Source organism: Flavobacterium sp. W22_SRS_FK3 (assembly GCF_052113665.1).
Classification (GTDB): domain Bacteria; phylum Bacteroidota; class Bacteroidia; order Flavobacteriales; family Flavobacteriaceae; genus Flavobacterium.
Map to the genome: position 1 here is coordinate 263025 of NZ_JBGQOF010000003.1, position 14169 is coordinate 277193.

General features: G+C 35.9%; 16 protein-coding genes and 1 tRNA gene. 2 read left to right on the forward strand and 15 right to left on the reverse strand.

Annotated elements, in window-relative coordinates; genetic code table 11:
- The first annotated feature begins 148 nt into the window (after positions 1 to 148).
- Together ACEN2I_RS04290 and ACEN2I_RS04295 are read left to right on the forward strand one after the other, a co-directional pair.
- Positions 149 to 236: transfer RNA gene (locus tag ACEN2I_RS04290), tRNA-Ser, on the forward strand.
- Positions 237 to 496: 260 nt separating this feature from the next.
- Entirely contained in the window at positions 497 to 1717 is a 1221-nt protein-coding gene (locus ACEN2I_RS04295; RefSeq protein ID WP_441764880.1) for a phage integrase SAM-like domain-containing protein, read from the forward strand.
- 125 nt (positions 1718 to 1842) lie between these two features.
- On the opposite strand, the gene ACEN2I_RS04300 is transcribed toward ACEN2I_RS04295, so the two are convergent.
- From ACEN2I_RS04300 to ACEN2I_RS04370, 15 genes are read right to left on the reverse strand one after another with little or no spacing between them, the layout of a single operon-like run.
- On the reverse strand, positions 1843 to 2133 hold the full coding sequence (locus tag ACEN2I_RS04300; RefSeq protein ID WP_065450762.1) for a helix-turn-helix domain-containing protein: 291 nt from the start codon (positions 2131 to 2133) through the stop codon (positions 1843 to 1845).
- 39 nt (positions 2134 to 2172) lie between these two features.
- Positions 2173 to 2610 carry a hypothetical protein gene (locus ACEN2I_RS04305; RefSeq protein WP_441764881.1) on the reverse strand — a complete coding sequence of 146 codons (438 nt, stop codon included), beginning with the start codon at positions 2608 to 2610 and terminating at the stop codon, positions 2173 to 2175.
- A gap of 42 nt (positions 2611 to 2652) precedes the next feature.
- Positions 2653 to 2937 carry a hypothetical protein gene (locus ACEN2I_RS04310; RefSeq protein ID WP_073409904.1) on the reverse strand — a complete coding sequence of 95 codons (285 nt, stop codon included), beginning with the start codon at positions 2935 to 2937 and terminating at the stop codon, positions 2653 to 2655.
- 13 nt (positions 2938 to 2950) lie between these two features.
- Complete coding sequence (locus tag ACEN2I_RS04315) at positions 2951 to 4006, reverse strand: hypothetical protein (protein WP_441764882.1); 1056 nt, start codon at positions 4004 to 4006, stop codon at positions 2951 to 2953.
- A 9-nt stretch (positions 4007 to 4015) separates the two neighbouring features.
- Positions 4016 to 4813: a hypothetical protein gene (locus ACEN2I_RS04320; RefSeq protein WP_441764883.1), complete on the reverse strand. Its 798-nt coding sequence runs from the start codon at positions 4811 to 4813 to the stop codon at positions 4016 to 4018.
- A gap of 28 nt (positions 4814 to 4841) precedes the next feature.
- Complete coding sequence (gene traN / locus ACEN2I_RS04325) at positions 4842 to 5687, reverse strand: conjugative transposon protein TraN (RefSeq protein WP_441764884.1); 846 nt, start codon at positions 5685 to 5687, stop codon at positions 4842 to 4844.
- Between the two features lie 18 nt (positions 5688 to 5705).
- On the reverse strand, positions 5706 to 6989 hold the full coding sequence (traM, locus tag ACEN2I_RS04330) for a conjugative transposon protein TraM (RefSeq protein ID WP_441764885.1): 1284 nt from the start codon (positions 6987 to 6989) through the stop codon (positions 5706 to 5708).
- Positions 6990 to 6993: 4 nt separating this feature from the next.
- Positions 6994 to 7488, reverse strand: a complete 495-nt coding sequence (locus ACEN2I_RS04335) for a hypothetical protein (protein WP_441764886.1) — start codon at positions 7486 to 7488, stop codon at positions 6994 to 6996.
- A gap of 14 nt (positions 7489 to 7502) precedes the next feature.
- Complete coding sequence (traK, locus tag ACEN2I_RS04340) at positions 7503 to 8123, reverse strand: conjugative transposon protein TraK (RefSeq protein ID WP_441764887.1); 621 nt, start codon at positions 8121 to 8123, stop codon at positions 7503 to 7505.
- Positions 8124 to 8140: 17 nt separating this feature from the next.
- On the reverse strand, positions 8141 to 9337 hold the full coding sequence (traJ, locus tag ACEN2I_RS04345) for a conjugative transposon protein TraJ (protein ID WP_441764888.1): 1197 nt from the start codon (positions 9335 to 9337) through the stop codon (positions 8141 to 8143).
- A gap of 12 nt (positions 9338 to 9349) precedes the next feature.
- Positions 9350 to 9985 (reverse strand): TerB family tellurite resistance protein, encoded by a 636-nt coding sequence (locus ACEN2I_RS04350; RefSeq protein ID WP_441764889.1) that lies wholly within the window; start codon positions 9983 to 9985, stop codon positions 9350 to 9352.
- Positions 9982 to 10611 (reverse strand): hypothetical protein, encoded by a 630-nt coding sequence (locus tag ACEN2I_RS04355; RefSeq protein ID WP_441764890.1) that lies wholly within the window; start codon positions 10609 to 10611, stop codon positions 9982 to 9984. Before ACEN2I_RS04355 ends, ACEN2I_RS04350 begins: the two co-directional genes overlap by 4 nt.
- 15 nt (positions 10612 to 10626) lie before the next feature.
- Positions 10627 to 11313, reverse strand: a complete 687-nt coding sequence (locus tag ACEN2I_RS04360; RefSeq protein ID WP_441764891.1) for a conjugal transfer protein TraI — start codon at positions 11311 to 11313, stop codon at positions 10627 to 10629.
- A gap of 28 nt (positions 11314 to 11341) precedes the next feature.
- Positions 11342 to 13804: a TraG family conjugative transposon ATPase gene (locus ACEN2I_RS04365; protein WP_441764892.1), complete on the reverse strand. Its 2463-nt coding sequence runs from the start codon at positions 13802 to 13804 to the stop codon at positions 11342 to 11344.
- A 39-nt stretch (positions 13805 to 13843) separates the two neighbouring features.
- On the reverse strand, positions 13844 to 14161 hold the full coding sequence (locus ACEN2I_RS04370) for a DUF4133 domain-containing protein (RefSeq protein ID WP_441764893.1): 318 nt from the start codon (positions 14159 to 14161) through the stop codon (positions 13844 to 13846).
- Positions 14162 to 14169: the final 8 nt, after the last annotated feature.

A 14169-nucleotide genomic window follows, 5' to 3' on the forward strand; every position in this document is an offset into this window, starting at 1 on the left:
ATCTTAAAATGTTGTTTTAATAAATACTGATTATTAGATACTTGAAAATAAATTTAAAATAATCATCAAAAAAGCTTAAAAAAAGTTTTTATAATCGAAAAAGCGTACTATATTTGCACTCGCAATCAGCAAATGATAGCGATATACTGGAGAAATGGCAGAGCGGTCGAATGCGGCAGTCTTGAAAACTGTTGACTGTAACAGGTCCGGGGGTTCGAATCCCTCTTTCTCCGCCAGTAGAAGTTTCAAAAGAAACTTTAAAAGTCAAAAGCCTTTAAATACAAGTATTTAAAGGCTTTTTCGTTTTTTGTCACTTGTCAAAAAACACATATATTATCAAAGTACGGTGACCCTATGAGTGACCCCTATTTTTTTTGGCAAAAAAAGCAAAAAAAAGGGTCACTAAAAAAAGTGAATTGCCCGGGAATTCCCTGAAAACACTACAAACTTTCAGCGATTTTAAATCAATTTGATTATTAATTTAAAATTGTGAGTTATGTTAAAAGTAATTTTTTATCTCAAAGCAGGTAAATTCAACAAAAGTGGAGAATCTCCAATTTATGCCCGCATTTCGTACAAGAAGCAATCCATAACGATGGCGGCGGGTAAATCGATCTTAAAAGAAAGATGGCAATTTACTGACAACCTAAGAAGTGTTCTAAAACTTGAAAAAGAAAAGGTTATTAAGAATGCCCTGGATCTTTTTCTTCTTGGTATGGAGAAGAAGTTCAATGAACTTCTTAAAATTGATCAGGATTTTTCATTGCAATTACTCAAAGATGAATTTAAAGGAGAAACAGCCGTAAAAGAAGATTCTGTAAGCATAATCGAAATTATGAACAGGCATAATGAGTTCTTTAAAAGAAAGGTTGATGCCGGAGAGCGATCAAAGGCTTCCTACCAGAAATATGAACGTGCAAAAGATTTGCTTATCACATTTATGACAAAACAGTATGGAATACAAGATATTTCTTTGCCAGAAGTGAACAGTGCCTATGTTTACAATCTTGAGGCATTTCTTAAATATGACAGCAGCTTTAAAGGCAAAACAGGCATTCAAAATAACTCGGTAGTCAAATACATGCGCATGTACAAAACAGCATGTAAATACAGCATCAGAATGGGTATAATAGACAAAGACCCTTTTAATGTTTATGATGGTAAACTGCATGTCACAGATGCTATATTTCTTACTCAGGAAGAATTAAATTTAATTGAAAACAAGAAATTTTCAGTTAAACGCCTAGAAAAGGTTAAAGATGTTTTTCTGTTTAGCTGTTATACGGGATATGCACCTGTAGATGCCGCTAACCTTACATCCAATAACATATCTTCGGATGGAAATGATAATCTTTGGATTATGACCAATAGAGCAAAAACAGCAATTAGGGCAAATGTCCCTATCCTTCCTCCCACCTTGGCGATTATTAATAAATACAGGAACATGCAAATTGGACTGATCCCAAAGTTATCTAATCAAAAAATGAATGCTTATTTAAAGGAAATTGCTGATTTGTGCGGTATCGATAAACACCTCACTTGGTATGTAGCGAGACATACGTTTGCAACAACCGTGACTTTAGGTAATGGAATAAGAATAGAGAATGTTTCAGCAATGATGGGACATACTAATATTAAACAGACCCAGCATTATGCTAAGGTATTGGATATGAATATCATGGAAGATATGTCAAAATTAAAACAAAAGTATACTTGAACAATTAGCCAGTTAAACACTGACTAGACTACTATTAAAAAGGCAAAAGAATTCACAATTGAATCCTTTTGCCTTTGTATTGAAATAGAATCTTATCTTACTTGTAGAAGTACAATCAATAATAATCACGGTTCGTTTTCGCTAAGTATTTTTTCTATTTTGCTTGATTCATACAAGTAAATATCACCTAATTTAGTATAAGGAAGTATACCCGTTTGACGGTATTTAATGATTGTATTATTTGAGAGTCCAAATATTTTCTTTAAATCTTCATTTCTATAATATCGTAAACTGTCTTTTGTATTGTTTCCTTTTATTTTTGAATCTATTTTTTCTAGTCTTGCATATAAAGGATCTAGCAATTGTTTGATTGCTACTATATAGGACATTTTAGTTTTGTTATCTTCTTTAGACATAATAGTTAATTTTTAGTATTGCATTTTAAATGACACAGATTACCAGCAAATTAATTTTTCTCTTCGTTTTTCAAGTATAACAATAATATTCTCAAGAAATCTTATTTGCCTGTCTTTATAGGTAAATCCTTTTGACTCAGAAAACTGTTTACTTATTGTATCTATGTTTGTTTGAAGTCCTGAATCTCCTATATATGTAAAATTATTTTCTATAAAAAGCTGAATTTTGCTTCTATTGCACTTTTGATTTCGATCATCAAAAAATAAAATTTTCTCATCCATAAGAATATAAAAAAGTTGTGCCAAATCGCTCTTGTTGAAATTAGAACTGCACTTCTCTTGTACTAAAGCATTAAGTGACGAATTTCTTTTACTAAGGTTAGGTTTATTTTTTTCTAAAAACCTTTCTATTTCTTGCATCCTCCCATACAATTTTGAAACCGCATCGGGAAGTTCTTCAAAAACAAACTTCTTCATAACATAAACTTTTTTTGTAATTTTATTTCTTTATCAATGTCACTAAGAATTGAAATAAATCGTACTCCTTTGGTTTCTATTGCGTTTTGGAAGATAACTTATATAACCATACTCATTTAGTTCACGCATGCATTTATGGTATGTTACAGGCCCGGTTATCTTAGCTAACTTCATAATTTCAGACCTATAGACTTCAATAGGGTTTACAAATCCCTTTTGCGTCCTAAATTGAAGTAATGCGGCATATATACCAATATGGGTAACACTGATACGGTAATCTTTTTCGATTGCCTTAAAGAAATCAGATAAAGGTTTTAGTGTTTTCATTATATTAAGTTTATCAGCTTATACGCATACTATTCCTTTTTGAATGTTTCTCATGCAGGCTCTCACTCGTTTTTTGAATTTGTTTTACAGTTTCCATTGTTTTATCACCCAATGCCGTTGAGAGCGTTATTTTTCTCGAATGTTCGTCATAAATATTTACCGATTTAAACTGAGGGTTGGCTTCAATGTAAAACCGATGTTCATTTCCATTTTTAATCAAGGTGACAGGCAGCCGATTTCCTTGTTTTAAATCATCCTTTAATTTATCGGCTTGAGTTTTATTTGATAATTCCTTTAAAGGAAGTTTTTGTACGGATTTTTCAAGATCGTAACCATACCCGGAATGAAATTCTTTGATTCTATGATTGCCACTAGCATCTTTGTCGTTAAGATCTAGTTGTATCCAAGTTTTTTCCTTTTGAACCGCTCGCCCTGCCAACAAATTATAAGCCTGTGTTGTGTCAACAGAATTTTCTTGCTCAACTTTGAAGTACTGATTCCTGTTTTCTTCAGGTTTTAACTCATTATGCAGACTAGCTTTATAACCTTCAAATTGATACTGTCCGCGTTGGTCTTTAACAAAGGACAACTCATGATCCAGTCGTTCTTTTTCGTTGACGTAATAGGAAACCGGAATAGTAAATTGCTCGTGACCTTGTTTGATTTGCTGATCAATTTGATTTGATAAATCTATAAAACCAATACGCTGCATCTGATCGTGCAGCGATTGGTTATTTTTTTCTTCTTCTTTTGCATCTTTCCGAACAGCAATTTGGTCTACGAGTGGTGCAACGATCAGTTTACGAATGAGTCTTACCAATAAATTAGGATAAAGTTGTTTTAGAATCTTGTTCTTTTCCTGCTTGAGCATCTTCAAAGCGAAACGTTCCTCTATATTTTTGCTGCTCTTATACTTTGTTCCAATCCGCTCGTAATGATGAAGCTTTTCTTTAATTAGTGACCTATTGTTGGAAAGACTGAAATTAAACAGTTTACTAAAACGCTCTTCCCTGGAGCGCCATTGGTTCAATTCCATCTCTACTCTGTTTATGGGAAGTTGTTGGTTCATGATTACTAATTACATGGATTGACTTTTCCTTTTTCTCTTAGCTTCCTTTGGCACTTCTGGCCCATCATCATCGGTAGTTTGGTTTTGCTTTTTACTGCCTTGTTTTTCGGAAGTTTGCTGGGTTTCGGATTGCTTTTCTTCTTTAGACTTACGATTATCAATGCGCTGTAAATTGCTGTCATATACATTAATTGTCTTGAATTGTGGGCTGGCTTCAATATATTGCTTAATCTCATTTCCTTCTTTTTGGAAAGTAGCCGATTGCAGGTTTCCCTTTTTCAAAGAATTGATTAAGTCTTCTTTGTATTTTGGGGTTTCCAGTTCTTTAATCGGATGTTTGGAGAGTGTTGCTTCCAAATCATAGCCGTAATTCTGATGGTAATGGTTTAGCTTAAAGTTTCCATTAGATTCGGACTGTTTAAAATCGATTTGAAGCCAAACGTTGTAAAGTTCTCCGTCCTTGTTGGTAAGATCTTTGTTTACTGATCTGCCTTCCATAAGATTGTAAGCTTCTTTCATGGTGATGTTGCTGCCTTTATTGATATAAAAGGTTTGCTCCAAATTTTCTTTGGAATTCTCTTTTTGCAATTCCACTTTATAAGAATTAAAGAAATACATATCGCTTTCTTTTGACTTATTAAAATTTAATGTAGCTGCAGCAGTATCATTGCCATATTGCGTATTATGCGTCAAAGTAAAATTAGGTTCTTCTTTCTGCATTTTTTCTTTTAATTCAGATTCTAATGCATCTCCAAAACCAGTGTACTTTAACTGGTCGCGTAAGTATTCAAAATTTTTCTCGTTCATGATTTCAATTTTTTAATTATTAAATAGTTTATAGTTTGGGAAGTACAGTAACCTGTAGCAGTTTTGTATTCTTGACATGTTCTTCTAAATGTCTGCCGCCATTTTTCTCCATGACTTGTATGGCTAAATATTTTTTTTCCGGAATTGTAAATTTTGGCAGTGCAAATACAAACGTATTTTCTGCTTCAGCTTCAATTTTATCAATATCATTCAGGATATAAATTGGTGAAATTTCAATTTCCTGAGAAGCGGTACGTTTTACTTTTTTTGTATCACGAATAAAAAAACGAAGCTGATCGATCTCATAATTGATTTTAGAATTGTTGGTTACTTTTATCCTGTAATACATTACTTCGTCACGAATAAAAATTCCGTTGAGCCTAAAGTCAATATCATATTTACTTTCCTTTTGACCTCGTAGCTTTTTTTTATCGTATAACGCTAACTTTGAATATTCCTCAATATCCTGATCATTAATAATTTCATCTGAAAAATAAATTTCCTGTCCATCGGGCTTAGTTTTATTAAGGGTAAGATTTAGCTGTGGAAACTCTTCGTCATAGTTTATTACAAAAGAATAGAGTTTCCCGTCTGCAGTAACTACGGTAAGATTAGTTTGGAAAAATCCTTTTTGGGCCGCCTTGATCTGAAGAATGTTTTCAAGACCTTTCGCTTTTTGTACCAGTATATCGGGACTTCCTTTATCAACGCTTCTTATAGCAAAAGGAAATACAATATTGGTCGTTTTTGAATAGGCTATCATTAAGGAGTCCGATTCTATTTTGGATAAATGGTTTTTACTTGTTTGCTGTGCCAATACACCGATGGTCATAAATAATAGATGGCCCATCACCAATAGTTTAAAATTTTTCATCTGTATCATTTTTAGTTTTTAATTGGAATCATTTTGTTTCTGTTTTTCATCACGCAGCAGTACTTTATAACCTGCTTTTACAACTACCTTAACCAGTTTTACTTTTTTGCTTAGCAGACTTTTAGCCGCTTCAATTCCTGCTCCCGCTGCCTGAGCGCCCCAGGAATCATCCAATGATGTAACTCCTAAAGTTTGCATGGATCGATCAGCCGAGGCTTTTGCTACATCACGATTAATGGCTCCCGGAATGTATATACCGACAAGTCCATCCATATCATAAACTGACAAGTCCACGGGGAATAAGGAGTTATTATATCTAATACTGCTAACATTGATTGTTAGCCTTTCTCCTTTTAAGGAAGCCACTCCAAACAAAAAATTGTCTTTTGGGATTTTAATGCCATTTATAAATATGTCGTTCATGAGTCGGAACTTAACTGTCGAGCCATTTACAATTGTTTGCGTTTCATGAATAATTGCTTCTACAGCATTCTGCATTGAATCATCATTTTCTAGTTCGTCTAAAGAGTAAAAACCATTCTGTTTGTACTCAGAACTGTTCAATGTTTTGTTTTGTAAAGAAGAAACAGGATCTTCATACTCCTTGGTTGAAATAGTAAAGACTTGTCCACGCTGATCCTCGGACGCTTTTTTCAATTTTTCCTGTACTCTGTTTGGATGTTGGATATCCAAAATACTCTCCAGCATTCCACCGAGCTGTTGTAGTTCCGGATCCTGACTTTCCTGCTCTTCATTCATAGACTGCATCATTTGTTCGAGCCTGTCCACATCATTGGAATGCAGCGAGGTTTCATTTGATTTTACAATTTTAGTATAATCTCTGTTTTGCTCTGGAACTGGTACTGCTGTATTGATTGCTTTTTGCAAAGCTTCCAATTTTTGATGCACTTTTTCTTCATTCGGATCACGATAAACGGATTTATTTAAACCATGTCTTTCTTTTCTATGAATAACAGCACTGCTGTCTTCAGTGGAATCAATCTGAAAGGATTGGCTTAAATAGTTGGGGTCTTTTTTGATAAGTTCATTAAGCTTTGCTGAATCAAGCGCTGCCATATCGTAGTAATTCATTTTATCGAGCGGAAGTCCTTCTTTCAGGTTAGCATTGGGAAGTTTTAGATTAAAACCTTTTTGCTGTGGTGCTGTTGAATTGGCAGCATCCATTTTTCCACCGCCCAATGCCCAAAAAATGGCAGTTATAAAAGGTAGAGCCAATATTGGCAGTATCAAGAGCATCTTACGCTGCTTTAGTACTTTTAGTGATTTTGCTTTTTGTTCCATGATATTATTTTTTAAGATGTGAGTAATAATAATTTTCTACAATTGTTAAACTGTCCAGAAGTCCGGGACGATTTAATACAATGCTGTCATGCGTTTTTTTCCCTGTCGGACTGCGCCCCAAACTATCCATATATTTCCTGAAACTGGTAATTTTTTCAAATTCAGTTTTACTAATAATTGTATTGAGTTCAAGAGGCTTTTCTTTTGTGGGTACCAGATTGGTTGGTTTGGTAATCGGGGTTACTGTAATATTTCTATTTTTATTACCTGAAAAACTACTAACGATCAGGTATATACTGCAGCCAGTTGTAAATACTGTAAAACACAACAGAATCACAATCCAGTTAAGGCGTGTAAAATGAGCTGTTTTGCGTTCCAGCCAATTGGCGCATTTATACTGAAATCGCAGATTAGCCTGATCAAACTTTTTCCATAGATTATTTTTAGCAGTTGCAAGAGCATCGCTTTTTTTGCTATTTCGTTTAGAAGTGAATTTCATGATGTGCAGCTTTATTATTTTCTGTTTTCGGTACTTATGTCCCGATTCTCAATAGTATTCCAACGCTCGATTAAAAAGCCATGAGGGTTGTTGTCACTTCTTGATACGTTACGAAGGTTGCCTTCCGTAATAAGGTTTCGATGCGCAATACTGGTAGTACGAATGATATTTTGAGTAGCATAACATCGGAATCCATACGGATAGTTGTTAAGGTCAATAGTCACACTGTCAATCTGTATCGTCTGGCTGACGTTCCCTGATATAATGCCAGAGTAGTAACCGTTTTCCTTTAAATCATCATAGACCCGTTTGGCACTGTCATCCGCCAGATAAAGAGCCTTTGTTACATTGCTTTTAATGACTTTATCATCCGGGTCAAGTGTAAAAAACAGCTTATGAAACGTTTTTACATGATCTCTCGCTTCTACAGGAATGTTATCTTTTCGATCCGAAGCATAGGCTTCGAGTGCTTTTCCGTTAGCCAGTATATATACCTTATTTTGCATTTGTGATACCAGCGAAAAACTCTTATAAAGTGAAAAGCAGCTAATTAAAATACAGCCTGTAATGATCAGCAGGGTAAATCCGCGAACATGACGAAAAGCAGTATCAATATTTTTCATTTTACTAAACATACACTTTGAATTTAGGATTAAGATTTACCTTTTAATTTGTCAGCCATATAATTATCCTTGTCCTTGAAGTAAGGAGCAGAATTACCAGAATCAGACATGCTTTGATACATATGTCCGGCAGCATTCCCCATAGCATCTGCTACCATTGTAGTGCCCTGAGATGCAGTATTGACAAGGGAAGTTGTAGAATTACTAAACATACTGGTTACTTTTTGTCCGAGTGCACCACCACCTCCGGCATGAACAATGTAATTGGCAACAGAAGGGACAGTGAAATAGCCTATAATTCCAATAATCATAAAGACCAGATAAGCAACATCAGTCCTGCTAAAGAAAGTCTCTCCATATTCTCCTGCTTGCGCAATATCAATCTTTAGCATATTCTCCTGAATTTTTCCGATGATGCTTCCAAATATATTAGCCACAGGAAGCCACAGATAGATATTGATGTAACGTGCCAGCCAGACGGTAAGGGTGTGTTGAAAACCATCGAAGACCGAAATGCCAAAAACGATTGGACCTAAAATAGAAAGTACCACCAATTGAAAAGTCCGCAGTGTATCGATGCACAGGGAAGCAGCTTCAAATAATACACGCAGTACCTCGCTCATCCATTCTTTTACTGAATTTCGGAAATTATAAGAGGCCTTGCTCATGGCAAATTTGATATCATTTCCAATACCATCCAGCATTCCCTGACCACTTGGATCTGCATCATCATGTGTATAGCGGTACCATTTATCCTGATCACCGCTTCCTGTCGAACCAACATACATTTTCCAGGGATCTGTTTCTTTGAGTGCTTCTTCTTTTTCTTTAAGCAGTCTTTCAATCGCTTTGTTCGATCCTTCCAGCATTGCAGCGGTTGCTGTAACAGTAGGTTTCATAACACCATTAATCATATAGAGGACAGAGGGAAAAATCATAATACAAAATCCAATAACAAAGGGACGAAAGAGTGGATAGAAGTCTATGGGTTCAGCACTGGCAATATGTCTCCAGACTCTTGAGGCGATATACCACATAGCTGCAAAACCGGCAAGTCCTTGTCCAACCCCAATCAGATTACTGCATAAAGGCATCATTTCATCATACAATTGTTCCAGTACACTATGCAAGCCGTTCATGTCGTCTGCAATTCCTTGTGCCTGGATCGTAAACGGTAATATCATTGCAAGAAGAACAAGTATTATTTGCTTATTTATCTTTATCATAACAGTGGATATTTAGTTATTTAACTTATAAATACTGCGCATTGCCCGCGTATCATTATGCTCTTTTGCACGCTGTAAAGCCAGTACAGTCGTATTATTGTTGAAGTTTCTCAGGAACAAAAGTTTATCCTGCATATCTGCATATATTTTGTCAATAGCGGCCAGCCTTTCATCATCAGACATTCGCATTTTATTTGCGGTAATCACAGAGGTCAGTTCATCAAGATTTCTAAGACTTTGCTTAAAAAGATTATCGTACACCCTTTCGAAATAGGCAATTTCTTCAGCATTAAAATTTTTACTGTCCCTAAAGCGGCTAAAAGCGGACTTGTATTCTTTTACCAGCAGCCCCTGATAATTCACAATGTCACCAATACGCCTGTAATTCTTAACTGTGGGGCTAACCTGCATGAGCGCATCAAGAAATGTTTCATGAAGGTTGAAATTTCCTTCAGACAAATCTTTTACAGTATTATAGCCGCCACTTAGTATTTCATAGCCCTTTTTCATATCCTTTAAAATCTGTTTGAACTGGGCCAATTTCTCTATGTTCAAAATCAATTGCTGGATTTCCTGTTTTTGAGCGGTTATCTGGGATGGAAATAGCAATCCGGTAAACACAATTCCTATAATCAATAATTTTTTCATGGCAAATCAGTATTAATGCCGTTTACGACACGGCTTTTTTTTGCTTCTTTCAATTCGGTTGCTTTTGATATAGCCAGGATTTTAGTTTCATTACTGAAGCTCTCAGAGAAAGTATAGTTATCCAGCATATTCTGGTAAATCATATCAATGCGTTTCATTCGCTCGTCATCTTTCATCTCTAACTTTCCGTCCGTAACGATTGTTAGAAGCTCATCCAGATTGGTATCACAATTTTTGATTAACCTTTCAAAGACTCTTCTGATATAATCGACTTCATCTCCATGAAACAAATCATCCTGCCGGATTTGCTGATATAAGCTTTTGTAGCTTTTCATGATTTTTGTCTGGAGCCCTATAATTTCCGTTACCCTGGCATACTTTTTTATTTTGGGATTGACTGTCTTAAGAGAATTCAGATAATCGGTATGAAGATTAAATTCTCCACGTTTGAAATCTCCTATGGTATTGAGTCCTTTTTTGACTGCCGAATAGCCTTTTTGAGCATATCCGATATAGACTTGCAAGGCTGCTATTTGCTCTAAAAGCATCCTTTGCTGATTTGCCTGTGCATGAAGATTCCCTGTGGTCAGTGCAGTAAAAAGCACTACTAAAAATATCTTTTTCATGATTTTATTACTTGTTTACGGAATTCCGTAAAATTGTTTAACGGATTTGACATCATTCTCTGTTTTGGCTCTTTGAAGGCTCAGTAGTATATTCTGTCTGTTGAAGAGCGTCAGGTCATCATAATTAGCATCAATCTGATCTGCAGCAGCATTTATAATCTCCAGTCTTTTGGCATCACTCATCTGTGTGGTAAAAGAATCCAATACAAGGAAAATCTGATCGATGTTTTTCAGGCTTTCATTTAATATTCCGGAATACACACTTTGCATATAATCGAGTTCGCTGGAATTAAAATGAGCATCTTTTTGAAACAGGTTCCATGCTCTTTCGTATTCATCTACCAAACGAACCTGCTTTTCACTGATATCTTTGATACGCTGGTAATAGGTAATAATGGATTTAACTTTTGCCAGTTCCTCATAGTAATTCTTGTAGAGTTCTTTTTGTTTCTTGGTCCAATCTGAAATCTCATCCAACTTTAGTTTGGAGAGGATATTTTCTATTTTTTTCTGCGCATTCTGCAGCCAGATCGTTTTGTTCTGCAATTTTTGGATCCTAAGGTCAATAGCCTTAATTACCTTTTTGGCAACCGCTTTTACAATTTCTAAAATCGGTATTGCTGCAACCGTTGCCGGTCTTGCCGGAGTGCTGATCAGTAAAAAGCACAACAGGCAAATCATGATTTTCTTTTTTGTTTTCATAAGTATTGTTGTTTAGTTTTCATATTTTTTATGCTCTTAAGTCATTAGCAAGTGCCGCAATGCCTTTTCTGATGTCTCCATCAAATTTCTTAGCGTACGCCTGTACTTTTACTTTTTCAGTTTCTTCGGTTGTGTACGCGTAATATTCCTCAAGGGATACCTCGGTACGGTATACTTTAGACTGCATGCCTCCAAGGGAGATAAACACTTCTTTGTATTTCTTATCAGGATCATTGGCTTTGTTTACAGATAGTACGAGTGCCTTTTCTTTTTCGGTAAGCCCAAGTAGTTCCTGAATTTGTTCGAATTTATTTTGATACTTGCTTTGGTCCAATAATATCTTGCAGTCACTGTTATTTATAATAGCCTGTTTAACGACCGGAGAAGAAATAATATCTTCTACTTCCTGAGTCACTACAATGGCTTCCCCAAAGAATTTACGAACAGTCTTGAATAAATACCGAATATATTCTGCCATTCCTTCCTTGGCAATAGCTTTCCAGGCTTCTTCAATCAGGATCATTTTACGGACTCCTTTAAGCTTGCGCATTTTACTGATAAAGACTTCCATGATAATGATGGTCACCACGGGAAAGAGTATCGGATGGTCTTTGATATTATCGAGTTCAAAAACAATAAAACGTTCTTTCAACAGATCCAAATTCTCCGTAGCGTTGAGCAGGTAATCAAATTCTCCTCCCTTGTAGTAAGGACGCAGTACGTACAGAAAATTGTTTACATCAAAATCCTTTTCCTTTACCTTGTCACCCTCTAATATGGATACAAACTCATTTTTTAGAAATTCATAAAAGCTGTCAAAGCAGGGAAACAAATCAGAATTGCTATCTAACTTTTCATAATACAATTGCAGTGCATTGGACAGTGCAACATATTCACTTCGATTGAATGATTCATTGTCTTTTTTCCAGAGTGCTAATAACAATGTTTTAATACTTTCTTTTTTTTCGGTATCAAGCGAATCGCCTTCACTGATATAAAAGGGATTAAACCTAATAGGGTTCTTTTCATCGTAGGTAAAGTAATAGCCATTAACCATATCACACAGTCCTTTGTAGCTGTGCCCGACATCAACAAGTACAACATGAGTTCCCTGCTCATAGTAACTTCTAACCATATGATTGGTGAAAAATGATTTACCGCTTCCCGAAGGCCCTAGTATGAATTTGTTTCTATTGGTACAAATCCCCATTTTTACTGGTTCGTCGCTAATGTCTACATGAACCGGTTTTCCAGTCAATCGATCTCCTAATCGAATTCCAGTTGGACTAAGGGAAGAACGATACCCTGTTTCCAGATTCAGGAAGCATGTTGCTTGTTCTGTAAACGTATCAAAGGTGTCATTCATTGGGAAATCTGCGGAATTCCCGGGAATTCCTGCCCAAAATATTTGTGCGCCACCCACTGTTTCTTGTTTAGCAGCTGCATCCATCTGAGCCAGTGCTGAAGAAACTTTATTCTTCAGGTCTTTGAGTTCTTCTTTATTATCTGTCCAGATCAGCACATTAAAATGTGCTTTTACAGGCAGTCGCTGCTGGCTGATAGCCTCGTTAAGAAAATCATTTGTAGCATCTCGCGCAATCAGGTTCTCCCTACTGTAGGCTGATAAGGATTGCAGTCGCAGTCTTTTACTTTCAAGTTTTTGCAGCGTTTTCTGGAAATCCTCTATGAAAATATATTGATTATAAATGTGGTTACAGGAAAGTAATTGCCCCAGAGTCGAAGCAAATCCGATACTGAATTTGGTCTTATCAGTGGAATACCGGTCGTAGTTAATTCTCGAACCGCAAAGGGCAGGCAGATCGGCTGCATCCCCCAGCGTATAAATCTGGCAGTGTTTATCTCCTACTTGCAGGCCATCATCAAAAGAGATGTCTTTAAAAACAAATGAGTTTTGTTTTTCAGACAAATAACAATATTGTTCAATGATACCGATCTTTCTGCTGTGGCTTCTGAGTTGATCGTTACCAAGACGGGTGAGTTTCACAAAACCACTGTCTTCCAGTATGCGTCTGAATTGTCCGGTACTATCAATAAATTCCTGACGCAATTGTGCTTTTAATGTTTCTTCAGGAACAATAGAAGCTCTAAGTAAATTTGAAAATAGGGAACTTGACGTTTTTCTGCCTGCCGGTTTTTTGGTCAGGAAAATGTAACAGGAATGATCCAGAAAGGGACGTTCATTAAAAAAGCGTTCACTGCTTCGGGTAAGAAAACTCGAATCTTCACTTGTGAAATCGGGTTCAAACTTGCTGTCTATAAACCAGTCCTGTTTATGGAATACACTAAATTTCGGCAATAACTTTATGGCTTTGAGCCACGCCTGATGAAATGCTTCGTATTCCTGATCCGACAATGTAAATATCTCGGGCAGTTCTGCTCTAAACACTACTGTCACATCTCCTTGTTTGGACAGGATGCAATCATACTCTACATCCATAATTGGTAAAATATCATCTATCATCTTTTCCATCATTCTCTTTTTTACCGCTCAGGTAATGCTGAGCAAATTCTATTTGGTCATCATAAAAATTTTTCTGCTTTGCGATTTCACAGCTTTTGGAATCTGTCGTTTCGCTAAAGCTTTCATCATTCCATATTCACCGTATTTATGGCTCATTTTATATATTTTCAAAACCCACAATGTCCCTGAAATACCAATAATTCCGATACAGATAATTGAGGGTAAGCCTGCTATATACATAATGGCAAACAGTATCATAAGCACAATTACACCGCCGCCCAAATACCAGATATACTGCGCCTTTAACCCTTTAAACTCTATGCTCTGGTTAATTCCTTTGTTGATTTGATACACACTGTTTGACATGGTCATTA

Bases quoted from the DNA above. Each gene is read 5' to 3' on its own strand.
- ACEN2I_RS04360 (WP_441764891.1), bottom strand. From the start codon at position 11,313: ATGAAAACAAAAAAGAAAATCATGATTTGCCTGTTGTGCTTTTTACTG.
- ACEN2I_RS04370 (WP_441764893.1), bottom strand. From the start codon at position 14,161: ATGTCAAACAGTGTGTATCAAATCAACAAAGGAATTAACCAGAGCATA.
- traM (WP_441764885.1), bottom strand. From the start codon at position 6,989: ATGGAACAAAAAGCAAAATCACTAAAAGTACTAAAGCAGCGTAAGATG.
- ACEN2I_RS04335 (WP_441764886.1), bottom strand. From the start codon at position 7,488: ATGAAATTCACTTCTAAACGAAATAGCAAAAAAAGCGATGCTCTTGCA.
- ACEN2I_RS04295 (WP_441764880.1), top strand. From the start codon at position 497: ATGTTAAAAGTAATTTTTTATCTCAAAGCAGGTAAATTCAACAAAAGT.
- ACEN2I_RS04300 (WP_065450762.1), bottom strand. From the start codon at position 2,133: ATGTCTAAAGAAGATAACAAAACTAAAATGTCCTATATAGTAGCAATC.
- ACEN2I_RS04310 (WP_073409904.1), bottom strand. From the start codon at position 2,937: ATGAAAACACTAAAACCTTTATCTGATTTCTTTAAGGCAATCGAAAAA.
- ACEN2I_RS04350 (WP_441764889.1), bottom strand. From the start codon at position 9,985: ATGAAAAAATTATTGATTATAGGAATTGTGTTTACCGGATTGCTATTT.
- ACEN2I_RS04365 (WP_441764892.1), bottom strand. From the start codon at position 13,804: ATGGAAAAGATGATAGATGATATTTTACCAATTATGGATGTAGAGTAT.
- ACEN2I_RS04355 (WP_441764890.1), bottom strand. From the start codon at position 10,611: ATGAAAAAGATATTTTTAGTAGTGCTTTTTACTGCACTGACCACAGGG.
- ACEN2I_RS04305 (WP_441764881.1), bottom strand. From the start codon at position 2,610: ATGAAGAAGTTTGTTTTTGAAGAACTTCCCGATGCGGTTTCAAAATTG.
- traJ (WP_441764888.1), bottom strand. From the start codon at position 9,337: ATGATAAAGATAAATAAGCAAATAATACTTGTTCTTCTTGCAATGATA.
- ACEN2I_RS04315 (WP_441764882.1), bottom strand. From the start codon at position 4,006: ATGAACCAACAACTTCCCATAAACAGAGTAGAGATGGAATTGAACCAA.
- traN (WP_441764884.1), bottom strand. From the start codon at position 5,687: ATGAAAAATTTTAAACTATTGGTGATGGGCCATCTATTATTTATGACC.
- ACEN2I_RS04320 (WP_441764883.1), bottom strand. From the start codon at position 4,813: ATGAACGAGAAAAATTTTGAATACTTACGCGACCAGTTAAAGTACACT.
- traK (WP_441764887.1), bottom strand. From the start codon at position 8,123: ATGTTTAGTAAAATGAAAAATATTGATACTGCTTTTCGTCATGTTCGC.